The following is a 22,867-nucleotide window of genomic DNA, read 5'->3' on the forward strand; positions in this document are numbered from 1 at the left end:
CATCGGAGACGATTCAGCCGGGGCTACGCTGTAGTCGTGAGTGAAGCAACAGGTCAGCAGGGTCCTGGCGCAGGGAAGCGGCTGGTCCGCAATCTCGCGCTCTACACGCTGGCTCGTCTCGGGCTGGTCGTGGTGATCGCCGCGTTGATCGTAGGCGTGGCCAAGCTGATCGGTGTCGACGTGCCGATCATCGTCGCGGCACTGTTCGCGCTGATCGTCGCGATGCCGCTGTCGCTGACGTTGTTCAAGAAACTGCGGGTGAAGGTGAACGAGGACATCGCCGTGGTCGACGCGCGCCGCCGCCAGGACAAGGCGCAGCTGCGGGCCCGCTTGCGGGGTGACGACGACGGCGCGTCGGCGTGAAATACCTCGACCGCAGCGCCCCGCGTGACTGGGTCGACAATGCCGTCCGGCTGATCGACGCCGATACGCAGCGCTCCGCCGACACCCACCTGCTGCGGTATCCGCTGCCCGCCGACTGGCCGGTGCAGCTCTACCTCAAGGACGAGTCGACCCACATCACCGGCAGTCTCAAGCACCGGCTGGCGCGGTCGCTGTTCCTGTACGCGATCTGCAACGGCTGGGTGACCGAGGGTACGACGGTGGTCGAGGCGTCGTCGGGTTCGACGGCGGTGAGCGAGGCGTACTTCGCGAAGCTGCTCGGTCTGGACTTCGTCGCGGTGATGCCCGCGAGTACGTCGCCGCAGAAGGTCGCGCTCATCGAAGCGCAGGGCGGCCGATGTCATTTCGTCGATCGACCACCGGACATGTACACCGAGGCCAAGCGTCTCGCCGCCGAATCCGGCGGACATTTCATGGATCAGTTCACCCATGCCGAGCGAGCCACCGACTGGCGTGGCAACAACAACATCGCCGAGTCCATCTTCGAACAGCTGGCGCTGGAGAAGCACCCGGTGCCGGAGTGGATCGTGGTCGGTGCGGGCACCGGCGGCACCAGCGCGACGATCGGTCGCTACATCCGGTATCGCAGGCACGCGACGCGTCTGGCCGTGGTGGACCCGGAGCATTCGGCGTTCTACGGCGGCTACGAGACGGGCGACGCGGGCTACGAGACCGGAATGCCGTCGCGCATCGAGGGGATCGGCCGTCCTCGGGTGGAGCCGTCGTTCGTGGGCCAGGTGGTCGATCGGATGATCGTGGTTCCCGACGCGGCCTCGATCGCCACCGCCCGTCATGCGAGCGCCGCGCTGGGCCGCCGCGTCGGCGGTTCGACCGGCACGAACCTGTGGGGCGCTTTCCATCTGGTAGCCGAGCTGGTCGCGGCGGGGCGCAGTGGAAGCGTGGTCACGCTGCTGTGCGACGGCGGCGACCGGTACGCGGGCACCTATTTCGACGACGACTGGGTGGCCGCCCAGAACATGGATCTGACCGGCCCGACCGAGATCCTCACCGAATTCGCCACCACCGGCCGCTGGAACGGCTGACAACCTCCGCCACACCCTTTCCGGGCCTGTTCGCGCTCAGCGATGTCAATTTTTGTTGACAAACATGGCCGACGTCAATCAAAATTGACGGCATGACCGATGCAACAACCCTCGCCTCAGCGGCAGGCAACCCCGACCCCGCGGTCGGGCTGCGCGCGGTGCTCGCCCTGCGCAGGCTGGCCGACCGACTCGAAACCATCCAGGTCGCCAATGCCAGAGCCAACGGCTGGTCGTGGCAGGCCATCGCCGAGGCGCTCGAGGTGAGTAAGCAAGCGGTCCATCAGAAACACAACCGGAAAGGTGGAACCCGCTGATGTTCGAAAAATTCAGCCGCGAGGCCAGAACCGCGGTGGTCGGTGCCCAGGACGACGCCAAGGAGCTGGGCGCGAAGCGGATCGGGCCGGAGCATGTGCTGCTCGGCACCGTGTCGAACGCCGAACCGGAGCTGCGTGCGGTGCTAGACGCGCGCGGCATCACCGCCGGCGGTGTGCGCGCCGCCCTCGCCGCCCGTACGAGCGAGCCGCCGCTGGGCGCCGACGACGCGCAGGCCCTGCGCTCGATCGGCATCGATTTGGATGCCGTGCAGGCCAGCATCGCCGACAACTTCGGCCCGCGGGCCTGGGACCAGGCCGAACCGGAGGCCAAACGCGGCATGTTCGGCCGACTGCTCGGCTCCGGGCACATCCCGTTCACGAGCACGGCCAAGAAGTCACTCGAACTCGCGCTGCGCGAGGCGATCCACCGCAAGGATCGCGAGATCTCCTCGACCTACCTGCTGCTCGGCATCCTGCGCGGGGCCGACCCGGCCACCACGGACCTGCTCGGCGGCCGCGACGCGGTATCGGGCCTACGCGCCGATCTCTACGCGATGCTCGACCGCGCCGCGTGAATTCCACATCGGGTGTGTGTCAGACCCGCCGCAATGTCCGTTTCCCGGCCTAGCATTGCGTGCATGCAACTAGCAATCCGGTTGGTCATCAACGCCATAGCCATCTGGGCTGCGGCCGCGTGGATCGACAAGATCGATATCTACGTGCCGCCCGAGTGGTCAGCGGAGTGGGGAAACTGGGGCAAGGCCCTGGTCCTGCTCATCGTCGCGCTCGTGTTCACGGCGGTCAATGCCGTGATCAAGCCGATCGTGAAACTCCTGTCGCTGCCGTTCGTGATCCTCACCCTCGGCCTGTTCCTGCTGGTGGTGAACGCGGGGATGCTGTGGCTCACCGCCAAGATCACCGAGCTCACCGACTACGGCCTTCGCGTCGACGGCTTCTGGGCGGCGCTGTGGGGTGGCTTGATCATCACGCTGGTCAACTGGGTGCTCGGCATTCTGGTGCCCGACGGCGACTAGCCCGCGAGCCCGACGGCCAGCGCGCTCAGCGCCGACCAAGCCAGCAGGGCGAGCCCCGAATCGCGGAGGGCGGGAATCAGTTCCAGCCCGCCCTTACCGGTGCGCACAGGGGCGTTGGCCCGGATCGCCAGCGGCAACGCGAGCAGTCCGGCCAGCGCCCATGGCGTGCGCGCGATCAGCGCGAGGCTGATCACGAACGGCGCCGCGAGCAACACCAGGTGCAGGGTGCGGGTGCGCGCGTCGCCGAGTTTCACCGCGAGCGTGACCTTGCCCGACTCGGTGTCGGTCGGGATGTCACGCAGGTTGTTGGCCACCAGCACCGCGCTGGAGAACGCGCCGACGCCGATCGCGAGCAGCAAGCCGACCCAGTCGACCCGCAGCGCCTGCACGTACTGGGTGCCGAGCACCGCGATCAGCCCGAAGAACACGAACACGGCGATCTCGCCGAAACCGCTGTAGCCGTACGGCTTGCTGCCGCCGGTGTAGAACCATGCGCCCGCCAGGCACAGCGCGCCGATCAGCACCAGCCACCACGCGGTGGTCACCGCCAGCACGAGGCCGGCGACCGCGCCGATCGCGAGACTGAGCACCGCGGCGGTGCGAACAGCTTCGGGGGAGGCCAGCTTCGAGCCGACCAGGCGCAGTGGGCCGACCCGCACGTCGTCGGTGCCGCGAATGCCGTCGGAGTAGTCGTTGGCGTAGTTCACCCCGACGATCAGCGCCAGTGAAACCAGCAGCGCCAGAATCGCTTTCCACCAGACGGCCCCGTCTACCGACGCGGCGGCGCCGGTGCCCGCGAGTACCGGCGCGATCGCGTTGGGCAGCGTCCGTGGTCGGGCGCCCTCGATCCATTCCGCTGCTGTAGCCATGGATCGAAGCCTAATCCGACACGGGCGCTCCCCGCTCCTGGAGCCCCTCGCGCTCGGCCGGAGGGCGCCTGATCGCGGTCAGGCCGGGGTGGACTCGGCGACCGTCTTGAGCCGGGCCAGTCCCTTGTCGAAGTCCTTGCCGATGAGGTTGTCGATCGGGAACACCTTGCCGAGCACGCCCATCAGCCCGGAGTGGGTGCCGGTCATCTGCCAGGTCACCTCGGTGCCACCGGCAACCGGAGCGAGCGTGAAGGTGACGAAATTGGTGGCTTTGAACGGTTTCTCGAAGGTGAGCTCCACGCCGATCTCGCGTTCGGCGTCGGCCTTGATCTCCATCACGCCCGCACCGGCTTTGCGGTTGCCCCGCCAGGCGTAGCGGGCGCCGACGCCGGCTTCCGGGCCGGTGTAGGTACGGGCGAGCTGCGGGTCGGCGTCTTCCCACGGCGACCACAGCCGCCACTGGCGGAAGTTGTCGATCAGTGCGTGGATCCGTGCCGGTTCAGCGGCGATGACGGTGCGCCGCGACACCTCGAAGTTGCCCATGTGCGTGAGCCTAAAGCGAGGTGGGGACAAAATCGCGGGACACAACGTCGGCGGTGTCGCGCCGGGGCGCGAACCGGGAACCCGTCACCGCCCTCGCCTACGATGACATCCGGCATGTCTGTACAGCATCGCGGCCCCGAGGGGTCGCCCTCCGAGGCACTCTCCCGCGTTGTCGTGGGGGTGCTCGGCGTGATCGCGATCCGCCGCGACGACGCCATGATCGCGCTACCCGGCGCCCGCGCCAGGTTGCTGCTGGCCGCGCTCGCGGTGCATCCGGGCCGGGCTCGCAGCGCGCAAACGCTGATCGACGAGGTGTGGGGCGAACAACCACCACGCGCACCGATGAACGCGCTGCACACGCAGGTCTCGCGCCTGCGAGCGATGCTGCCCGACGGCGCACTGGAGATCGGCCCGGCCGGTTACCGGCTGAGATTGCCCGCCGACAGCGTCGACCTCACCGCGGTCACCGCGCTGGCCCGTCGAGCCGACGACGATCTGACCGCGGGAAACACCACCGACGGCCTCGCCACGATCGCGCTGGCCCGCACCCTGTGGCGCGGCGAACCGGGCGCCGATCTTCCTGATTCCGCCCCCGCCGACGACCTGCGCGCGGCCGCCACCGAGCTCCGCCGCCACCTCGATCAGACCGAACTCACCGCTCGCACCAGCTTGCGCGACTTCACCGCCGCCATCCCGCTGGCTCGCGCGGCCGCGGCGACCAGCCCCTTGGACGAATCCGCTCACACGACCCTGATCCGTCTTCTCGCTGCCGCGGACCGAACCAACGAAGCCCTCGAAGTCTTCGCCACGTACCGGCTGCGCCTGATCGAAGAACTCGGCGCCGACCCAGGGCCCACTCTGCTCGCCCTCAACACCGCCATTTTGCGCGGCGAACCGATCGAGCTCCCCGGAACCCGTAACAGCAAGGCCGCCCCGGTCGCCGCTGGTAGGGCAGGCTTCGACACTGGGGATGGCGACGGACCCGCGCAAACCGACGGGCACCACTCGCCTGTTGGCACCTGGACACACGGCAGCGGAGCCGAGGCAGAAACGGTCGGCCCATCGACGACGTCGAGCGACGGTGGCCCCCACCGCACCGGCGCGTCGACCACCCTGGGGTCGGGCGAACAACGAGCGAACACGCTGTCGGTCGAAGCGGCGAACGGCAGCACCCCTGACCGACGGACGGCAAACCGCACCTCGATGACCCGCACGGCAGTCGGGCTGCGTGCGGCGCCCAATGAATTGCTCGGCCGCTCGGCAGATCTCGACGCGATCACCGATCTGGCGCACCGCTCCAGAGTGACCACCGTCCTCGGTCCCGGTGGCACCGGCAAGACCAGAATCGCCAACGCGGTGGGCGAACGGCTGGCTCGTTCGGTGCCGGTGGTGCTCGTCGAACTGGCTTCGGTGCAGCCCGAATCGGAGACGGACGGCGAATCGCGCACCGGCATCGAAGTCGTGATCGGGCAGGTGATGGGCCTGGGTGAGGTGATCCGTGACCCGGGAGCCATCCGGCAGGGCAGGCAGATCGATGCGCGCACCCGCCTGCGTGAGGCGCTCGCGGCGCGGCCGATGGTGCTGATTCTGGACAATTGCGAGCACGTGATCGATGCCGCGGCGGAGGTGGTCGCCGATCTGGTCGGTAGTTGCGCCCAGCTGACGGTGCTCACCACGAGCCGCTCGCCGCTGGCGATCACCGCCGAATCCGTGTATCCCCTCGCTCCTTTGGCGATCGACGCCGCCGGTTCGCCTGCCACGGAACTGTTCTCGGCACGCGCCAGGGCGGTACGTCCCGACGTGCGGCTCGATCCCGACACCGTGGCCCGGCTGTGTCGCACTCTGGACGGCCTCCCGCTGGCGATCGAGCTCGCCGCCGCGCGGGTGCGCACGATGAGCGTCGCCGAGATCGAGACCAGGCTCGAACATCGTTTCGCCCTGTTGCGCAGCGGTGATCGGTCCGCGCCGCATCGGCATCGCACGCTGCACGCGGTGATCGCCTGGAGCTGGAACCTCCTCGACCCCGATCAGCAGGTGACCCTGCGCAGGCTGAGTCGTTTCGCGGCCGGATTCACCCTGTCCGCGGCCGAGATCGTGGCCGCCGGAGCGGATGTCGCCGCCGCGGTCGACGGGCTGGTCGGGCAGTCCCTGCTCACCGTCCTGGACGACCCCGACGGCGCCGGCATCCGCTACCGCATGCTCGAAACGGTCCGTGAGTTCGGCGCCGAACAGATCGCCGCCGTCGACGCGGTGACCGCCGGTGCCGAATCCGCGCTCGTCCTCGACCGGATGTTCTGCTGGGCCAGGGAATTCGCGCTGGACGCGTTTCGCGGCTACCGCGACGGCGATCAAGTGGCGTCGGTGCTGGCGGTGAGCGCCGATCTGGACAACCTGGTCGCGGTGCTGCGCACTGCCGTCGACCGCGCCGACGCGCACACCGCGTACTCGGTCTTTCCGGTGGTCGCGATGGTGTGGGTGATGCGTGGCGCGCACCTGGAATTCACCGGGTGGGCCATGCGATTGGTCGTTGTCGCGCCGCCGACGCCGGGCTCGGGGGAGGCCGCCGACCTCCAGATGATCACGCACCTGCTGACCTGCCTGCACATGCTGTTCCTCAAGGACGGTGGCGTCCGGGCGACGGGGATCGTGCGCATGCGCGCGAGGCGGTTGCTGGCGAACCCCGATCTCGATCCCGGCCTGTCCTTCCTCGGTACGGTGATCACCGTGCAGCCCAAGCGATTCCGGTTGGGCAGGCTGTTCGCGCGGGGCGCGCGATCACGTCATCGACAAGTCCGGCTCGCCGCGTGGGTGGCCCGATCCAACTTCTGGGAGAACGGCGGCAACGTCGCGGGCTCGACCCTCGACTCCTTGCGCGCACTCGACGACATGGACGCGGCGGAAGTCTGGGGCCGGGCGACGGTGTGCCAGCACCTGGCTCAGCTGTGCGGCCAGTCCGCGCGCTATGACGAGGCCGTGACGTACTACCGCAGCGCACTGGAGCTGATGGGCCGGCTCCGGGTGCACGAGGAGATCATGGAGAGCCGCTGCTACCTGGCCGCGGCCCTGGTGGGCGGTGGTCAACTCGAGCAGGCGCGTGCCGAACTCGACGTCGCGGTGCGACCGAATGATTCGGGCGTCAGCCCGGTCGACGACCCCGCGGTCCGCCGCAACCACCGCCTGGCCAACGCCGCGACGGCCATCGCCGAACTCGAACTCGCCGAGGGCGATATCGACGCCGGGCTCGGCCACTACCGTCGCGGGCTGGAACTGCTCGGCTGGCCCGATTTCGAACCGACGCCGGGCCCCGGTTCGCTGATGGTGGCGGCGGCCACCATCAGTGCCCATGTGCTGCACGGCCGGGCATCCGCTGCCGCCGGCCTGGTGGCGCAGCTGATCGAGACCGCCGATCAACGCCTGGCGCAGTACGTCGACCTGCCGCAGATCGGCGCGGTCGCGTGTGGACTCGGTTCCTATCTGCTCGCCACCGACCCCATGAGCGCCGAGGGGCTCGAACTGCTCACCCTCGCGCGGACATCGGTGGCCAGGCAGGACGGCCCGTCGATGGAACTGACCGCCCACATCGCTCTGCACCGAGGTGCCGTCGGCGACGCCGCGATGGACGCGGCCCTGCATCGCGCGGCGGGTACGCGTCGTCTCGACGCCGCGACGCGCATCATCGAGATCATCTCCGGACTGCGCTGACACGACAACGGCACCCGACCCGGTGGATCGGATGCCGTTGCGGAAGAGCGGTGTTCAGGCGCGGCGCATGTAGGCCCGCACCGCCAGTGGCGCGAAGATCGCGATCACCACGAGCGACCCGACCAGCGACCAGACGAGGTCGGTGCCGTAACTGTTGGTGTTCATCAGTTCTCGGCAGGTGTTGACCATGTAGTACACCGGGTTGGCGTGGTTGAGCCCCTGCATCCAGCCCGGCATGGTGCTCACCGGGGCGAAGGCGCCGGACATGAACGTCAGCGGGAACATCACCATCATCGAGATGCCCTGCACCGACGCGGCGCTCTTGCCGGTGACACCGACCAGCGCCCAGATCCAGCTGACCGCGAACGAGCACACCACGACCACCAGGCAGGCCGCGACCACGCCGACCAGACCACCGCCGGGCCGGTAGCCGAGCGCCAGCCCGACCAGCACGGTCAGCGTCGAGGCGATGGCGTAGCGCACCATGTCGGCCAGTAGCGCACCGGACAGCGCCGAGACCCGGGCGATGGGCAGGGATTTGAAGCGGTCGAACACGCCCTTGTCCATGTCCTCGCGCAACTGCGTGCCGGTGACCACCGAGGTCAGCACCACGGTTTGCACGAGGATGCCCGGGATGAGCACCGGCAGATAGCCGGACACGCTGCCCGAGATCGCGCCGCCGAAGATGTAGGTGAACAGTGCCGTGAACAGGATCGGCTGCACCGTCACGTCGAAGAGCTGTTCGGGATTGTGTTTGATCTTGAGCAGGCCGCGATAGGCCATCGTGAACGAGGTGGAGATCGTGTCGCGCAGGCTGATTCGGTCGCTGGCCTGGGGAATGTCGTCGATGGTCGGGGGAGCGGTGAGAACTGCGGTCATGCCGCGCTCCGTTCGGTGTCGTCGGATTCGTCGGCCGGGTGGCCGGTGATGGTGAGGAAGACTTCGTCCAGCGTCGGCTTGCTGACGGTGATCTCCTCGACCCCGACCTCCCAGTCGCGCAACCGGATCAGCAGGTCGGCGGTGAGATTCGGGTCGGGCAGCGGTGCGGTGAGCCTGCCCGCTTCGGGGCTGATCTGCGCGCTCACGCCGAGGAAGTCGCCGACGATGCGGCGGGCCTCGTCGAGCTGCTCGGGATCGACCAGGGTCAGGTGGACCGATGCGCCGCCGATGGAGGCCTTGAGCTCGTCGGCGGTGCCGTCGGCGATCACCTTGCCGCGGTCGATCACCGCGATCCGGTCGGCCAGCTGGTCGGCCTCGTCGAGGTACTGGGTGGTGAGCAGCACCGTCGCGCCCTCGCGGACCAGCCTGCGGATGGTGTCCCACATCTGCGCGCGGGTGCGGGGATCGAGGCCGGTGGTCGGCTCGTCGAGGAACAGTAGCGGCGGGGTGGAGATGAGGCTGGCAGCGAGGTCGAGGCGCCTGCGCATCCCGCCGGAGAAGTTCTTCAACGGCTTGGACGCGGCCTCGACGAGGTCGAATTCCTCGAGCAGCTCGACGGCTTTGCGCCGGGCATCGCCCCTGCTCAGGCCGAGCAGGCGGGCGAAGATGATCAGGTTCTCGGTGGCGGTGAGTTCCTCGTCGACCGAGGCGTACTGACCGGTGACACCGATCAGCGAGCGCACCGCGTTCGGTTCGGCCACGACGTCGCGGCCGAAGATCCGGGCGCTACCGCCGTCGGGGCGGAGCAGGGTCGCCAGCATCTTGATGGTCGTGGTCTTGCCCGCGCCGTTCGGTCCGAGCACGCCGTATACGGCGCCGCGCGGCACCGTCAGGCTGACCCCGTCGACCGCCCGCTGCTTCCCGAACACCTTGACCAGCCCGTCCGCCTCGACGGCGAGGGATGAAGTGGGTGTGTAAGTCATGAGCACTACCGTGCCCACCCCGACTTGCACGCCCCTTGCACAGCGCTGTCGTCGGGCGGCTACTCGGCCAGCAGGAGCTTGCGCAGGGCCGCGCGGTCGGGCTTGCCGGGGCCGCGGAGCGGGATTTCGGACAGGACGGCCAGTTCCCGCGGTGCGGCGATCGAGTCGAGTTCGGCCACCACGTGGGCGCGCAGCTCGTCCAGCGTCGGCGCGGCACCGGGTGTCGGCACGATCGCGACCGCGACCCGCTGACCCAGCCGTTCGTCGGGCAGGCCGAGCACGATGCATTCGCGGATACCGGGGTGGTTGGCCAGCACAGCCTCCACCACCTGCGGAATCACCAGCAGCCCGCCGGTCATGATCGCCTCGTCGAGGCGGCCCGAAATCGAGAGCACACCGTTGTCGAAGGAGCCCGCGTCCTCGGTCCGGAACCAGCCGGGCTCGGCGAAGGCCGGGTGATCGGGCAGATTGCGGTAACCGCGCGCGATCATCGCACCGCCCAGAATGACGCGACCGTCCTCGATCCGTACCTCGGTGCCGTCGAGCGGCACGCCCTCGTAGACGCACCCGCCACAGGTCTCGCTCATCCCGTAGGTGCGAACCACCGTGATACCGAGGTTGCGCGCCCGGTCCAGCACCGGCGCGGGCGTGGCCGCACCGCCGACCAGGACTCCGTCGAGTTCGGCCAGCGCCTTGGCCGCGATCGGCGAATCCAGCGACTTGATCAGCTGTGTGGGTACCAGCGCGGTGTAGCGACGCGGTCCGCGCATCGCGCCGACAGCGCCGGCCAGCGCCTCGGGCAGGAATCCACCCGACACGTCGAGCACGGTCGGTTCGGTGCCGGCGAGAATGCTGCGCAGCAGCACCTGGATACCGGCGATGTGATGGGTGGGCAGCGCCAGCAGCCAGCTACCCGGACCGCCGAGGCGGTCGTGGGTGGCGTTGCCACTGGCACGCAGTGCCTCGGCGCCGAGCAACGCGCCCTTGGGGATACCGGTGGTGCCCGAGGTCGTCACGACCAGCGCGACATCGTCATCGATCGGATCGCCGGGTTTGAGCGCGTCGGAGAGTCTGCGCGCCTCCCGGCGGTCGGTGGTCGGGATCGGTAGCCACGCCGGGCCGCTGCCGTCGAGGGCTTGGCGCAGGTGGGGCATCACTTCGCTGACCCCTGCACCGGTCGGCATCTGCAGCGTCCGCAGGGTTCTGCTCACGCCGCGGCCTCGCTGGCGCTCGGCCGCACCGTGCGCATTGCGCGCTGGCACTTGATTCGCTCGCTGCGCTCCCTCATGCCCACCACCTCCGGAAACAGCTTGCCGCGCGCCCTCACGGCTTCGATCGTGTCATGCGACCGACAAGACCCGGCCAACGGGTCGGTTTGTCGGGAAACGGGTCGGAAAAGCCAGGCATAGCGACTGCGATTCAGTAGATGGACACCACTCGCACGGCGGTCCGGACGGCGTCGGTCGGGCGCTTGCTCGCAGCTATCGTGCGCGGCCGAGCCGTCATCGGCAACTCGGCTCGGCCGCGTGCACAGCTCACTCACTCCGCTGACCAGCGCGGATCCCGCCGGATCGGATGTTCGGCGGGCACCTGGACCAGCACGATCGCGACCCCGTCCGGATCGCGCACCCACATCTCCCACAGACCCCACGGCTCGAGCACCGGTGCGCGCTCGATCTGAATTCCCTTCAGCGCCAACTCCGCTGCCGCGTCCTCGACATCGCGCACCTGCAACCAGATCGCGCCGTCGAAGCTGCCTGCCTGCCCGCTGCCACCGTGTGCGGCGACCTCGAGCAGCGACTGCCCGGCGAAGAACACCGTGCCGCCCGGGTACTCCCGTGCGATCGCCAAGCCGAGGCTGTCGCGGTAGAACGCCAGCGTGCGACCGTAATCGCTGGGACGCACGATGATCCGGCTGTTGAGAATCTCCATGGGGGTGTCCGTTCTCAGAAGTACCAGGGGTAGGGCGTCCAATCGGGCTTGCGCTTCTCCAGGAACGAGTCTCGGCCCTCGACCGCTTCGTCGGTCATGTACGCCAGGCGGGTCGCCTCGCCCGCGAACAGCTGCTGACCGACCAGACCATCATCGAGCAGGTTGAACGCGTACTTCAGCATGCGCTGCGCCTGCGGCGATTTGCCGTTGATGTCGGCGGTCCACTCGAGCGCGACGTTCTCCAGCTCGTCGTGATCGACGACCTTGTTCACCGCACCCATCTGGTGCATCTCCTCGGCCGTGTACGGCCTGCCGAGGAAGAAGATCTCGCGGGCGAACTTCTGGCCCACCATCTTCGCCAGATACGCGCTGCCGTAACCACCGTCGAACGAACCCACGTCGGCGTCGGTCTGCTTGAACCGCGCGTGCTCGCGCGAGGCGAGCGTCAGATCGCACACCACGTGCAGGCTGTGCCCGCCACCCGCGGCCCAGCCGTTGACCAGCGCGATCACCACCTTGGGCATGAAACGGATCAGCCGCTGCACCTCGAGGATGTGCAGCCGGCCCGCGCGCGCCGCGTCGACCGTGTCGGCGGTCTCGCCGTCGGCGTACCGGTAGCCGTTGCGGCCGCGGATGCGCTGGTCACCGCCGGAACAGAACGCCCAGCCACCGTCCTTCTCGCTCGGACCGTTGCCGGTGAGCAGCACCGCGCCCACATCGGGGCTCATCCGCGCGTGATCGAGCGCGCGGTACAGCTCGTCGACGGTGTGCGGACGGAACGCGTTGCGGACCTCGGGCCGGTCGAACGCGACCCGCACCGTGCCCTGCTCGATATGGCGGTGATAGGTGATGTCGGTCAGGTCCTCGAACCCGGGGACGGGCTGCCACAGCTTCGGATCGAAAGTCACGAACACGATTATTGCCCTACCTTCCGGCGCCGCGGTACGAGGTCGTAACACCGCAGCTCGAGCGGTCGCCGCATACTCTGAGCACCCGGTGCGTATAGTTGCGCCTGCTCGTACATCGAACCGATCCGGAGGAACCTGAAAGTGGTTGCAGCACTGTCTGAATCCCTGCTCGACGACGCCAAGCGTCCGGCTTTCCTTGCTGACGCCGTCGAGGTGCTCGACGCCGAGGTCTCGGACAAAGGTGGTGCGTCCGGCCTGGCCGTGAAGGGTGGCTACGCGGCGGTCAAGAAGATCAGCCCGACCATCGTTCCCGACGGCCTCGCGTCGCTGGCGCCGAAACTGCTCGATCAGCTCCAGCCGTACTGGGCTGAATTCACCACCTCCGGCACCGGCACCTTCGCCGATCTGCTGGCCGCGAAGTCCGATGAGGTAGCCGAGTCGCTGCTGGCCGTCACCGACGCCCGCGCCGAGTCGTCCACCCGGCCTGCGCTGAAGAAGGTGTACTCGTCGATGCGTGGTTCGGCCAAGAAGCACGTCATCGAGGCACTGCCGCGCGTAGGCGACCTGGTGCAGAAGCACGCGGGCTGAGCGGTACGGCGAGGTAGCCCTCGCCACGATCGTCCGATTGGGCCGGTGCGAGTTCGGGTAACCGAATCGCACCGGCCTTTTCGCGTTCGGGGGTGACCACCCTCACGCAACAGGGGTGCGCGGTGGTGGCGGACACATCGATTCCCGGTCGGCGGTAAATTCCGGGTCTGTCTGTGTGAGGAATGTAACCGCTCCGGTGAACGCCAGGATAATTGCGGGTTGCCACGAATTCGTCATATGCGCGTGCATCGTCTTCGCGATTGACAACTACCCTGCCTTATCGGTTACGTTGCCAATCAAGCGATTCGGAATATGAATTGCTTCAAGTGACTGCATTGCACAGGTCGAAAGGAAATTTGCTCACATGATCTCTCGCAAGACCCTCGCCGCCACCGGTGCTGCCGCTGCCGCCGCTGTCATGTTCTTCGGTCCCGCCGTCGCGAGCGCCGACACCGGCTCCGCCGAGGCCTCCACGGGCTCGGCTGACGTGCTGACCGGCTCGTCCGCGGGTTCGGGTGTGCTCGAGTCGGGCAGCGCCGCTGTGGACAGCGCCACCTCCGCAGTCCTCAACATCATCGAGTCCGTCACGGGCATCCAGGATCTCACCGCCCCCGCGGAGTGAGCTGACTCTTCGTTCGGCCGGCCTTTTACCGGGTTGGCGGAAATCCGGCGGCGGGCGTCCTGCTCGTCGCCGGATTTCTTTCTTTTGTTGTTCTCTTTGCGATTTCATGAATATCGGTTGCCGCTGGATGTGAATAGCTGTCCGGCTCTTCGGTAATTGGTTGGGGCGTTCGTATATCGGTACGCCGTCCGGCTCGGTGACGCACGCAACGCGGGCCGGGGGCAGACGAGTGCGCGCCCGTCTGACAGGCTGTGATTGTGAATCCGTCTACTGCGCAGGCTCGAGTGGTCGTCGACGAGCTCGTCCGCGGCGGCGTCCGCGAAGTGGTGCTGTGCCCCGGATCGCGCAACGCGCCACTGGCCTTCGCGCTGCAGGCGGCGGACGCGGCGGGCGAGCTGCGGCTGCACATGCGCGTCGACGAGCGCACCGCGGGATTTCTCGCGATCGGTCTCGCGGTGTCGTCCGGGCGGCCGGTTCCGGTCGTGATGACCTCCGGCACCGCGGTGGCGAACCTGGGCCCGGCGGTCCTGGAGGCCAACTACGCGCGGGTGCCGCTGATCGTCGTCAGTGCCAACCGGCCCTACGAGATGCTCGGTACCGGCGCCAATCAGACGGTGGAACAGCTCGGGCTGTTCGGCTCTCAGGTGCGCGCCACGATCAGCCTCGGGCTGGCCGAAGCCGAAGCGGGGGAGTCGGCCTACCCGCGACAGAACAGTGTGTGGCGCTCGTCGGTGTGCCGTGTACTCGCCGCCGCGCGCGGAACCCGTTCCGGCAACGCGGGCCCGGTCCAGTTCGACATCCCGCTGCGGGAACCGCTGGTCCCGGAGCTGTCCGACGACCCGCTGCCCGTCGGCCGCGAGGGCGACCGGCCGTGGACGGCAACCCAGTACGCCACGCTCGACGTGCCGCTCGATATCGATCTGACGCCCGACACCGTCGTCATCTCCGGCCACGGCGCCCGGCTGCTGCCCGAACTCGCCGCACTGCCGACGGTGGCCGAGCCGACCGCGCCGATGCACGGCCCCGCCCTGCATCCGCTCGCGCTGTCGCTGCTGAAGCCCACCCAGGCGATCATCACCGGTCGCCCGACCCTGCACCGGCAGGTTTCGCGCGTGCTGGCCGATCCGGATGTCACCGTGTTCGCGCTCACCACCGGTCCGCGCTGGCCCGATGTCTCCGGCAATGTCGTGGGCACCGGCACTCGCGCGGTGACCACCGGTGTGCCCGCGCCCGCGTGGCTGGCGCGCTGCGCCGAACTGAACCAGCAGGCCGAATCGGTGGTGCGGGCCGAGCTGGCCGCGCATCCCAAGGCGACCGGCCTGCATGTGGCGGCCGTGGTCATGGACGGATTACGAGAAGGCGATCAGCTGCTGCTCGGTGCGTCCAACCCGGTGCGCGACGCCGCCCTGGTCTCGCATCCACGGCCGGGTATCCGGGTGCTGTCCAATCGCGGCGTCGCCGGGATCGACGGCACGGTCTCCGGTGCCGTCGGTGCCGCGCTGGCGCATCCGGGCCGCACCGTTGCGCTGATGGGTGACCTCACCTTTCTGCACGATGCGTCCGGCCTGCTGATCGGTCGTGGCGAACCACGTCCGGACAACCTCACGATCGTCGTCGCCAACGATGACGGCGGTGGCATCTTCGAGCTGCTCGAACAGGGCGATCCGCAGTACGCGGGCGTGTTCGAGCGGGTGTTCGGCACTCCGCACGGCATGGATCTGGCCGCGCTGTGTGCCGCCTACCGTATCCCGCACCGTCAGCTCGATCCCGCCGAATTGGCCGTGGAACTGGCCGCCGACGCGCACGGTCTGCGCGTGCTCGAGGTGGCGACCGAGCGGTCCAGCCTGCGTGAACTGCACGCGGGTCTGCGGACGAAGATCGCCGGTTAGGCGAACCTCCGCCCTCGCCGTGGCCGTGCGCGAACGGCGATCGAACGCTGGCGCGCCCGTCAGCCTTCCTCGGCGACGGTGAACTCCTCGCCGCCGTCGTCGAAGGGGACGGGGATGATCTGTTCGATCACGTCCGCCGGATTCGCGGTCTCGGCCTCACGGGCGATGGTGGCTGCCATCTCGTCGGTGTAGTCGGCGGCGTCGGAGTAGGCGGGATCGTCGGGGTCGTCATCGCGGAAGGCGGACTGTTCCTGTTCGACGCGATCGGCCTCGGGGACCTCGTCCAGTGGGCGAGAGCTTTCGTAGTCGATCATCGGTGCTCCTCGTTCGTCGGCCTGCTCGATCGGTTGAGCCTCGGACGTGATTGACGTCGATCGGGTCCTGCGCTGTCCAGGGTGCGCCGATCCGGTGCCCGCGGCAACCCGCACCGATGACTTTCCGGCGACGGTGTCGTCTGCATCAGTGCAGCCATTGCCATCGCTGAGGAGCGCTCATGGAACCACAGTTCGATTTCGAACCAGCCGCCCGATCGCTGGCCCTGGTCGTCGACGGCATCACCGACGACCAGCTCGCCGACCCGACGCCGTGCGCCGAGTCCACGGTGCGCGATCTGCTCGCCCACGTGGTCGGGCTGACCGAGGCGTTCCGCCAGGCCGCGACCAAGGAGTCGATCGGCCGGTCCGTGCCACCGCCCGCCGGTTCCGACAGCCCGCTGCCCGATGACTGGCGCACCCGCATCGCCGCGCAGCTCGAGACGCTGACGTCGGTGTGGCGCGTGCCCGAGGCATGGGAGGGTGACACCGAGGCCGGTGGAGTGGAGCTGCCCGCCGCGGTCATGGCGATCGTCGCGCTCGACGAGATCACCATCCACGCGTGGGATCTCGCGGTCGCCACCGGACAGCATGTGACCGTCGCCCCTGCCGATCTCGCGATTCTGCACGAGTTCCTGCGCGAGACCGATCCTGCCGGCACTCCCGGCCTGTTCGGCCCGGTTGTCGAGGTCTCGGCCGACGCTCCCGCCTTCGACCGACTGCTCGGTCTCACCGGTCGCGACCCGGCCTGGCGTTCCCCGGCGGTCGCCTAGCACCGCGCTCAGTCGTCCACTGCGTTCAGTCGTCGAGCTTCTCGGCGATGACGAATGTTCCCGCGGCGGCGGCGATGGCGGCGGCCCGGGCCGATCGGTCGGCGATGTCGTCGTCGATGGGATCGCCGCTGGCCAGTAATCGGTAGTAGAGCGGCGCGGAAACGGCGGACAGCACGGCGCGCGGGTCGGTGCCGACGGGCGCCTCGCCACGGATGACGGCGGCCTCGACACACGGCGCCCATTCGTTGAGCCGGGTGTCGTAGAACGTGTGCAGCGCGGCGGCGGTGGCATCGTCACAGGTGGCGGCGGCGATGACCGCGCGAAAGAGGTTGCTCTGGCGACCGTCGGCGAGAGTCTTCGCCACCAGGCGGGCGTTCGCGGTGAGATCGTCGAGCAGCGAGCCGGTGTCGGCGCGGGGCAGTGACTGCTCGGCCATGTCGACGAGCAGATCGGCGACCAACCCCGCGGGGGTGCGCCAGCGGCGGTAGACAGTCGTCTTGCCGACCCCGGCGCCGGTGGCGACCTCGGTCAGGTCGAGGTGCGCGAATCCGCGGTCCGCCAGCAGATCACCGGCCACTTCCAGGACGGACTCGCGCACCCGGGCGGTGCGTCCACCAGGCCGGACGGAGCCCGGCCAAGCGATGTCGTGGTCCATAACGGAACTCCTGTTTCATTTAGCGCGGATCGGGTGTACGGTCGATCGTGTTAACGAAACTATAGACCCTTTAGGAGCTCTCATGGAGTACCGACGGCTCGGCGCATCCGGTCTTCTCGTTCCGGCACTCGGCTTCGGCGCGGGTACTTTCGGTGGTCGTGGTGCGCTGTTCAGCGCATGGGGTGATACCGATGCCGCGCAGGCCAGGCGCTTGATCGACATCAGCGTGGAGGCCGGCGTCACCCTGTTCGACACGGCCGACGTCTATTCCGACGGCGCGTCGGAGGAGGTACTCGGCGCGGCGATCAAGGGCAGGCGCGAGCAGGTGCTGCTGTCGACCAAATCGGCGCTGCCCACCGGTCCCGGCCCTCACGAGGCGGGCTCGAGCCGCGCCAGGCTGATCCGCGCCGTCGATGCCTCGCTGCGCCGCCTCGGCACCGACTACCTCGACCTGTTCCAGCTGCACGCCTTCGACGCGGGCACACCGCTGGCGGAAACACTCACGGCCCTGGACGATCTGGTGCGGGCAGGCAAGATCCGCTACCTCGGCGTTTCCAACTTCGCCGGCTGGGAACTGATGAAAACACTCGCTACCGCCGAGGCTCTCGGCCTGGAAAGGCCGGTGGCGCACCAGGTCTACTACTCGCTGGTCGGTCGCGACTACGAATGGGAACTGATGCCGCTCGGTGCCGACCAGGGCGTCGGCTCTATCATCTGGAGTCCGCTCGGCTGGGGCAGGCTCACCGGCAAAATCCGTCGTGGACAACCGCTTCCGGCGGGAAGCAGGCTGCACGAGACGGCTCAGGCGGGTCCGCCCGTCGACGATGAACGGCTCTACGACGTTGTCGAGGTGCTCGATCGTATCGCCGCCGAAACCGGCCGCAGCGTCCCGCAGATCTCGCTGAACTGGCTGCTCACCCGGCCCACGGTCGCCACGGTGTTGATCGGCGCCCGCAACGAGGAGCAGTTACGCCAGAACCTCGGTGCGGTCGGTTGGCAGCTCGACCCCGAACACCTGGCCGCGCTCGATGCGGCGAGTGCGACGACACCCCCGTACCCCTACTACCCGTACCACCGGCTGCCCGACTTCGCCCGGCTCAACCCGCCGACGATCCCCACGGCGGCCTGATCGGATCAGTACACGTCGCGCACGTACCGCTTCTCGGCGACGAGCTGCTTCTTGAAGGCCAGCGCGCCGGCCTCGTCCAGCTTTCCGTGGATCTGGGCGATCCGCAGCAGGGTGTCGTCGACATCCTTGGCCATCCGGGCGGCATCACCGCAGACGTAGAAGTGGCCGCCGTCGCGCAGCCACGACCACAGCTCGGCGCCGTGCTCGATCATTCGGTGCTGGACATAGACCCGCTCGCGCTGATCGCGGGAGAAGGCAAGGTCGAGCCGGGTGAGGAAACCGGAACGGAACATGTCTTCGAGTTCGGCGCGGTAGTAGAAGTTCTGGGCGGCGTGCTGGTCGCCGAAGAACAGCCAGTTGCGACCGGTCGCGCCGATGGCCCGGCGCTCGTGCAGGAAACCGCGGAAGGGAGCGATACCGGTACCCGGCCCCACCATGATCATCGGGGCGTTCGGGTCCAACGGCGGACGGAAATGCGGTGCCCGCTGCAGAAAGATCGGCACTGCGGTCGTACCCCGGTCGGCCAGGAACGTCGAGCACACCCCACCCCGACGCGCCGAGGTGCCCACCGGGTCGCCGTAGCGGACGACACCGACCGTCAGCTGCACCTCGTCGGGCGTGGTCAACGGGCTCGAGGAGATCGAATACTGGCGTGGTTGCAGCTTTTTCAGTGCGCTCAGCCAGTCGACGAGATCGGTGCGTACCGGGAAGTCGCGCAGCACGTCGACCGCCTGGCGGTCCCACAGGTAGGAGGCGAGCTCATTGCGATTGTCGCGGCGCAGCAGCTTGGCCAGCTGTGGGTGTGGGTTGCGCTCGCCGATGAAGCCGAGCAGGTCCTGGCTCACCTTGGTGATGTCGTAGTGGGTGCGCAGGGCATCGGTGAGCGTGAGTTCGCGGTCGTCGACCTCGATCACGCGCCGACCGTCGAGTCCGGTGCAGGTGAGCCATTCGTCGACCAGATCCGGACAGTTGGCGGGCAGTACGCCCAGCGAATCGCCCACTTCGTACCCGGCGTCGAGGTCGTGCAGGTCGAAACCGAAGCGCCGCACCTCTTTCGGTGAGCCGGGTGCACTGAGGATCTCGTTGCGCATCAGGGTGGCGCGGACCGGGGACTGGCGGGTGAACGGAGCGGCGGTGGCGCGCTTCGCTCGGGCGGGCGCGAGTTGCCGGTCGAGCACGGTCGTTCCACCGCGACCGGCCGGTGACGGCATCGTACGGCCCGAATCGGCGTGCCGGGCAACGTTGCTGGTGCCGATCGAATCGCGGCCGTTCGACGCGCCGACGAGCGAGGCATCGCGGCCGCGCGGAGCGCCACCGGTCGGACCGCCGTCGTCGGGCGATCCGCTCGTGATCGCGATCAGGACATCGTCGAGCCACTGATCGGCGGTGTCGGCGAAATCGGGCTCGCTGTCCACCCGCGCCAGCAGTCGCTTCGCACCACGTTCGGCGAACAGGGTGTCGAGCTTGCGGCCATGGCCACAGAAGTCGTCGTAGGAGGAATCGCCGAGCGCGAACACCGCGTACCGAACACCGTTGAGGCGAATGATGCTGTCTTCGAGCCTGGTCCAGAAGTCGGCACCGTTGTCCGGCGGGCCACCGTCACCGAAGGTGCTGGTGACGATGAGGACGTCACCGGTGATCGAGGTCAGCTCGCACGAATCCATGTCGAGCAACGACGGCGTGAGGCCCGCCTCCGAGAGACGAGCCGCGACAGTGGCGGCCAGTTCTTCGGCGTTGCCGGTCTGGGAGGCCCACAGGACGGTGACCGGGTGGGAGTCGGGGCTGTCGGCGGCGTCGGTGGCGGCGCCGGCGTTGCGGGAGTACATGCCGGCCAGCAGTCCGTCGACCCACAGGCGTGACTGTGTCGACAACGGTGCGCTCACCGGAAGCACCGGCTGCCCGGTCACCGGTAGCGACTGCAGAGCGGCGAGGTAACCGCCGAGATAGATGCGCTCGGTCTCGCTGAGCGTGGGGGAGACGCCGGCGTCGAGGCCGAGGATCCCGGCCAGTGGATGCGCGGCCGGTTGTGCGGGCAGCTGCGCGGGGTGCGGGGGTGCTTGCTCGGGTGTGGCGGCCGGGCCGACCCGGCGCAGCGCCACCGCGCACGCCTTGAACTCCGGCTGCAACGAGGCCGGATCCACTGCGTCGTTGGTGACCGCGTTGATCGTCAGATATTCGCCCTGTTCGTCATTCCAGTGGAAAGGAGCAAAACAATCACCAGGTCGCACCCGGTCGCTGATCCGCACCGGCAGCACAGCACGGCCCCGGCGCGACGCGATCTCGAGCTGATCGCCCGGCTTCAGATCGAGCTTCTCGGCGTCGGTGGGATGAACTTCGACGAACGGCTCGCCGTTCAGCTTTGTCAGCTTGGCGACCTTGCCCGTCTTGGTCATCGTGTGCCACTGATGTTGCAGCCGACCGGTATTGAGCAGGAAAGGGTAGTCGTCATCGGGCAGTTCGGCGGCGGGCATATGCGGGCGGGGGAAGAACACCGCGCGCCTGCTCGCTGTAGCGAAAGCGAGCCGCGGGGTGGTGCCGTCGGCCGCCGTGTGCAGCGGCTGATGGGCGCCGTCGTTGATATAGCGGATCGGGTTGCGCGGGGTGTCCGCGTCACTGCACGGCCACTGCATCGGCCCCTGTGCCAGGCGCTCGTAGCTCATGCCGCTGAGGTCGTAGCCGGTGGCCGGGTTGGTGAATTGCCGCAGCTCGGCGAACACCTCCGCGCTGGAGGCGAAATCGAAGCCCGGGAAACCCATCGCCGTGGCGACCTGGGCGATCAGCAGCCAGTCCGGTCGCGCGTCGCCGATCGGGTCGACCGACTGCTGCAGCAGGGTGACGTTGCGCTCCGAATTCACCATCACCGCATCGGCTTCGGCCCACAGTGCGGCGGGCAGCAGCAGGTCGGCGTAGGCGTTGGTCGCGGTCTCGGCGTAGGCATCCTGCACCACGACCAACTCGGCCGCCTCGAGGCCCGCGATCACCGTTTTGCGATTGGCCACGGTGGCCACGGGATTGGTGCAGATGATCCACGCGGCCTTGATCTCACCGTCGGCCAGCCCGCGGAACATGTCGATCGTGCCGGGGCCCGACTCGGTGCGCAGGGTGCCGTCGGGCAGATCCCATGCGGTCTCGACGAAGGTGCGGTCGGCGGGGGAGAGCAGGCTGCGTTGCCCGGGCAGGCCGGGGCCCATGTAACCCATCTCGCGGCCACCCATGGCGTTGGGCTGGCCGGTGAGAGAGAAGGGCCCACTGCCCGGCCGGCAGATGGTGCCGGTGGCCAGGTGCAGGTTCACCAGGGCGTTGGTGTTCCAGGTGCCGTGCGTGGACTGATTGAGCCCCATCGTCCACAGCGACATCCACTCGCCGGCTTCGGCGATCATCCTGGCCGCGGTGCGGATATCGGCCTCGGCGAGGCCGGTCAGTTCCGCGACACGGTCCGGGGGATAGTCGGCGAGGAACTCGGGCATCGCGTCCCAGCCCTCGGTGTGCTCGGCGATGAAGTCGGTGTCGATCGCACCGTCGGCGACCAGCAGGTGCAGCAGCCCGTTGAGCAGGGCGAGGTCGGTACCCGGTGCGATCTGCAGGAACAGGTCGGCGCGCGCGGCGGTATCGGTGCGGCGTGGATCGACCACGATCAGCTTGGCGCCCGCCTTGAGCCGGTCGGCCATGCGCAGATACAGGATCGGGTGGCAGTCGGCCATGTTCGCGCCGCTGACCAGGAACAGGTCGGCGTGTTCGAAGTCGTCGTAGGAACCGGGCGGCCCGTCCGCGCCGAGCGACTGCTTGTAGCCGGTGCCCGCGCTGGCCATGCACAGGCGCGAGTTGGCCTCGATGTGTTTGGTCCGCAGGTAGCCCTTGGCCAGTTTGGTGGCCAGGTACTGGGCTTCCAGCGACATCTGCCCCGAGACGTAGAGGGCGATCGCGTCGGGGCCGTGCTCGTCGAGGATCGCGCGCAGGCGGGTGGCGGTTTCGTGAACGGCCTCGTCGACCGGCAGTGGAACGGGGACCTGCCCGCGTTCGGGGCGCCGGTAGGCGGTGTCCATCCGGCCGGGCGCGGCCATCATCTCCGCGTGGGTGGCGCCCTTGGTGCACAGTCTGCCCGCGTTCGCCGGATGCAGCTTGTCGCCGCTGACCTTCGCGATCACTCGCGCACCAGACTGATCAGTCTTTGTCTGGACGTTTATGCCGCAGCCGACGCCACAGTACGAGCACTGTGTACGCACAGTGTCCGTGCCGCGGCTGCCCGCTTCCCCTGTCATGACTCGATCATCCGCATTGGTCGTTGCGCTCG

Annotated in this window: 21 protein-coding genes; 11 read left to right on the forward strand and 10 right to left on the reverse strand. The window is 68.4% G+C overall.

All coding sequences use genetic code 11. From position 1 onward, the window contains the following. Positions 1 to 36 precede the first annotated feature (36 nt). The 5 genes from ACFTS5_RS22630 (at position 37) to ACFTS5_RS22650 (ending at position 2,793) form a co-directional block, all read left to right on the forward strand. Positions 37 to 363 (forward strand): DUF4229 domain-containing protein, encoded by a 327-nt coding sequence (locus ACFTS5_RS22630; protein WP_358061030.1) that lies wholly within the window; start codon positions 37 to 39, stop codon positions 361 to 363. After that, positions 360 to 1,445: a PLP-dependent cysteine synthase family protein gene (locus tag ACFTS5_RS22635; protein ID WP_378634202.1), complete on the forward strand. Its 1,086-nt coding sequence runs from the start codon at positions 360 to 362 to the stop codon at positions 1,443 to 1,445. The genes ACFTS5_RS22630 and ACFTS5_RS22635 overlap by 4 nt, the downstream gene beginning before the upstream one ends. Positions 1,446 to 1,537: 92 nt before the next feature. Continuing rightward, entirely contained in the window at positions 1,538 to 1,759 is a 222-nt protein-coding gene (locus ACFTS5_RS22640) for a hypothetical protein (protein ID WP_019049431.1), read from the forward strand. Next, a complete protein-coding gene (locus ACFTS5_RS22645; protein ID WP_378634204.1) occupies positions 1,759 to 2,334 on the forward strand; it encodes a Clp protease N-terminal domain-containing protein in 576 nt (191 codons plus the stop codon). The genes ACFTS5_RS22640 and ACFTS5_RS22645 overlap by 1 nt, the downstream gene beginning before the upstream one ends. 63 nt (positions 2,335 to 2,397) lie before the next feature. Then, positions 2,398 to 2,793 carry a phage holin family protein gene (locus ACFTS5_RS22650; RefSeq protein WP_378634206.1) on the forward strand — a complete coding sequence of 132 codons (396 nt, stop codon included), beginning with the start codon at positions 2,398 to 2,400 and terminating at the stop codon, positions 2,791 to 2,793. On the opposite strand, the gene ACFTS5_RS22655 is transcribed toward ACFTS5_RS22650, so the two are convergent. Both ACFTS5_RS22655 and ACFTS5_RS22660 read right to left on the reverse strand, forming a co-directional pair. Continuing rightward, on the reverse strand, positions 2,790 to 3,662 hold the full coding sequence (locus ACFTS5_RS22655) for a 1,4-dihydroxy-2-naphthoate polyprenyltransferase (protein WP_378634208.1): 873 nt from the start codon (positions 3,660 to 3,662) through the stop codon (positions 2,790 to 2,792). The two genes, ACFTS5_RS22650 and ACFTS5_RS22655, sit on opposite strands and share 4 nt — an antisense overlap. Before the next feature lie 78 nt (positions 3,663 to 3,740). Further along, entirely contained in the window at positions 3,741 to 4,205 is a 465-nt protein-coding gene (locus tag ACFTS5_RS22660) for an SRPBCC family protein (RefSeq protein ID WP_378634211.1), read from the reverse strand. Between the two features lie 114 nt (positions 4,206 to 4,319). On the opposite strand from ACFTS5_RS22660, the gene ACFTS5_RS22665 reads away from it, so the two are divergent. Next, positions 4,320 to 7,907 carry a BTAD domain-containing putative transcriptional regulator gene (locus ACFTS5_RS22665; protein WP_378634213.1) on the forward strand — a complete coding sequence of 1,196 codons (3,588 nt, stop codon included), beginning with the start codon at positions 4,320 to 4,322 and terminating at the stop codon, positions 7,905 to 7,907. A 54-nt stretch (positions 7,908 to 7,961) separates the two neighbouring features. On the opposite strand, the gene ACFTS5_RS22670 is transcribed toward ACFTS5_RS22665, so the two are convergent. From ACFTS5_RS22670 to ACFTS5_RS22690, 5 genes are all read right to left on the reverse strand, one after another. Then, positions 7,962 to 8,786, reverse strand: a complete 825-nt coding sequence (locus tag ACFTS5_RS22670) for an ABC transporter permease (protein WP_378634216.1) — start codon at positions 8,784 to 8,786, stop codon at positions 7,962 to 7,964. Beyond that, the gene (locus ACFTS5_RS22675) at positions 8,783 to 9,769 is read right to left on the reverse strand and encodes an ATP-binding cassette domain-containing protein (RefSeq protein WP_378634218.1); all 987 of its coding nucleotides are present in this window, start codon (positions 9,767 to 9,769) and stop codon (positions 8,783 to 8,785) included. Before ACFTS5_RS22675 ends, ACFTS5_RS22670 begins: the two co-directional genes overlap by 4 nt. 59 nt (positions 9,770 to 9,828) lie before the next feature. After that, on the reverse strand, positions 9,829 to 10,953 hold the full coding sequence (gene menE, locus ACFTS5_RS22680; RefSeq protein ID WP_378634500.1) for an o-succinylbenzoate--CoA ligase: 1,125 nt from the start codon (positions 10,951 to 10,953) through the stop codon (positions 9,829 to 9,831). Positions 10,954 to 11,308: 355 nt separating this feature from the next. Continuing rightward, positions 11,309 to 11,701 (reverse strand): VOC family protein, encoded by a 393-nt coding sequence (locus tag ACFTS5_RS22685; protein ID WP_378634221.1) that lies wholly within the window; start codon positions 11,699 to 11,701, stop codon positions 11,309 to 11,311. 14 nt (positions 11,702 to 11,715) lie between these two features. Beyond that, positions 11,716 to 12,609, reverse strand: coding sequence for a 1,4-dihydroxy-2-naphthoyl-CoA synthase (locus ACFTS5_RS22690; protein ID WP_194826848.1), 894 nt, complete (start codon positions 12,607 to 12,609; stop codon positions 11,716 to 11,718). A 141-nt stretch (positions 12,610 to 12,750) separates the two neighbouring features. On the opposite strand from ACFTS5_RS22690, the gene ACFTS5_RS22695 reads away from it, so the two are divergent. From ACFTS5_RS22695 to menD, 3 genes are all read left to right on the forward strand, one after another. Beyond that, positions 12,751 to 13,197 (forward strand): DUF6918 family protein, encoded by a 447-nt coding sequence (locus ACFTS5_RS22695; protein ID WP_056814402.1) that lies wholly within the window; start codon positions 12,751 to 12,753, stop codon positions 13,195 to 13,197. Positions 13,198 to 13,561: 364 nt separating this feature from the next. Further along, positions 13,562 to 13,819: a hypothetical protein gene (locus ACFTS5_RS22700; RefSeq protein ID WP_378634224.1), complete on the forward strand. Its 258-nt coding sequence runs from the start codon at positions 13,562 to 13,564 to the stop codon at positions 13,817 to 13,819. A 257-nt stretch (positions 13,820 to 14,076) separates the two neighbouring features. Then, a complete protein-coding gene (gene menD / locus ACFTS5_RS22705) occupies positions 14,077 to 15,708 on the forward strand; it encodes a 2-succinyl-5-enolpyruvyl-6-hydroxy-3-cyclohexene-1-carboxylic-acid synthase (protein WP_378634225.1) in 1,632 nt (543 codons plus the stop codon). Between the two features lie 59 nt (positions 15,709 to 15,767). On the opposite strand, the gene ACFTS5_RS22710 is transcribed toward menD, so the two are convergent. Further along, entirely contained in the window at positions 15,768 to 16,022 is a 255-nt protein-coding gene (locus ACFTS5_RS22710; RefSeq protein WP_378634227.1) for a hypothetical protein, read from the reverse strand. 179 nt (positions 16,023 to 16,201) lie between these two features. Between ACFTS5_RS22710 and ACFTS5_RS22715 the strand changes: the two genes are divergently transcribed. After that, entirely contained in the window at positions 16,202 to 16,792 is a 591-nt protein-coding gene (locus ACFTS5_RS22715; protein WP_378634229.1) for a TIGR03086 family metal-binding protein, read from the forward strand. Positions 16,793 to 16,817: 25 nt separating this feature from the next. On the opposite strand, the gene ACFTS5_RS22720 is transcribed toward ACFTS5_RS22715, so the two are convergent. Then, positions 16,818 to 17,447, reverse strand: coding sequence for a TetR/AcrR family transcriptional regulator C-terminal ligand-binding domain-containing protein (locus ACFTS5_RS22720; protein ID WP_378634232.1), 630 nt, complete (start codon positions 17,445 to 17,447; stop codon positions 16,818 to 16,820). Between the two features lie 82 nt (positions 17,448 to 17,529). Between ACFTS5_RS22720 and ACFTS5_RS22725 the strand changes: the two genes are divergently transcribed. Next, on the forward strand, positions 17,530 to 18,576 hold the full coding sequence (locus ACFTS5_RS22725) for an aldo/keto reductase (RefSeq protein WP_378634234.1): 1,047 nt from the start codon (positions 17,530 to 17,532) through the stop codon (positions 18,574 to 18,576). Between the two features lie 5 nt (positions 18,577 to 18,581). On the opposite strand, the gene ACFTS5_RS22730 is transcribed toward ACFTS5_RS22725, so the two are convergent. Beyond that, entirely contained in the window at positions 18,582 to 22,835 is a 4,254-nt protein-coding gene (locus ACFTS5_RS22730) for a molybdopterin-dependent oxidoreductase (RefSeq protein ID WP_378634237.1), read from the reverse strand. Positions 22,836 to 22,867: the final 32 nt, after the last annotated feature.

It is taken from the genome of Nocardia sp. NPDC056952, assembly GCF_042674185.1.
Lineage (GTDB): Bacteria > Actinomycetota > Actinomycetes > Mycobacteriales > Mycobacteriaceae > Nocardia.

Coding starts and splice junctions, on each gene's coding strand:
- ACFTS5_RS22710 (WP_378634227.1), bottom strand. CDS start 16,022: ATGATCGACTACGAAAGCTCTCGCCCACTGGACGAGGTCCCCGAGGCC.
- ACFTS5_RS22650 (WP_378634206.1), top strand. CDS start 2,398: ATGCAACTAGCAATCCGGTTGGTCATCAACGCCATAGCCATCTGGGCT.
- ACFTS5_RS22670 (WP_378634216.1), bottom strand. CDS start 8,786: ATGACCGCAGTTCTCACCGCTCCCCCGACCATCGACGACATTCCCCAG.
- ACFTS5_RS22725 (WP_378634234.1), top strand. CDS start 17,530: ATGGAGTACCGACGGCTCGGCGCATCCGGTCTTCTCGTTCCGGCACTC.
- ACFTS5_RS22640 (WP_019049431.1), top strand. CDS start 1,538: ATGACCGATGCAACAACCCTCGCCTCAGCGGCAGGCAACCCCGACCCC.
- ACFTS5_RS22700 (WP_378634224.1), top strand. CDS start 13,562: ATGATCTCTCGCAAGACCCTCGCCGCCACCGGTGCTGCCGCTGCCGCC.
- ACFTS5_RS22685 (WP_378634221.1), bottom strand. CDS start 11,701: ATGGAGATTCTCAACAGCCGGATCATCGTGCGTCCCAGCGATTACGGT.
- ACFTS5_RS22645 (WP_378634204.1), top strand. CDS start 1,759: ATGTTCGAAAAATTCAGCCGCGAGGCCAGAACCGCGGTGGTCGGTGCC.
- ACFTS5_RS22660 (WP_378634211.1), bottom strand. CDS start 4,205: ATGGGCAACTTCGAGGTGTCGCGGCGCACCGTCATCGCCGCTGAACCG.
- ACFTS5_RS22715 (WP_378634229.1), top strand. CDS start 16,202: ATGGAACCACAGTTCGATTTCGAACCAGCCGCCCGATCGCTGGCCCTG.
- ACFTS5_RS22675 (WP_378634218.1), bottom strand. CDS start 9,769: ATGACTTACACACCCACTTCATCCCTCGCCGTCGAGGCGGACGGGCTG.
- ACFTS5_RS22730 (WP_378634237.1), bottom strand. CDS start 22,835: ATGACAGGGGAAGCGGGCAGCCGCGGCACGGACACTGTGCGTACACAG.
- menE (WP_378634500.1), bottom strand. CDS start 10,953: ATGCCGACCGGTGCAGGGGTCAGCGAAGTGATGCCCCACCTGCGCCAA.
- ACFTS5_RS22655 (WP_378634208.1), bottom strand. CDS start 3,662: ATGGCTACAGCAGCGGAATGGATCGAGGGCGCCCGACCACGGACGCTG.
- ACFTS5_RS22720 (WP_378634232.1), bottom strand. CDS start 17,447: ATGGACCACGACATCGCTTGGCCGGGCTCCGTCCGGCCTGGTGGACGC.
- ACFTS5_RS22665 (WP_378634213.1), top strand. CDS start 4,320: ATGTCTGTACAGCATCGCGGCCCCGAGGGGTCGCCCTCCGAGGCACTC.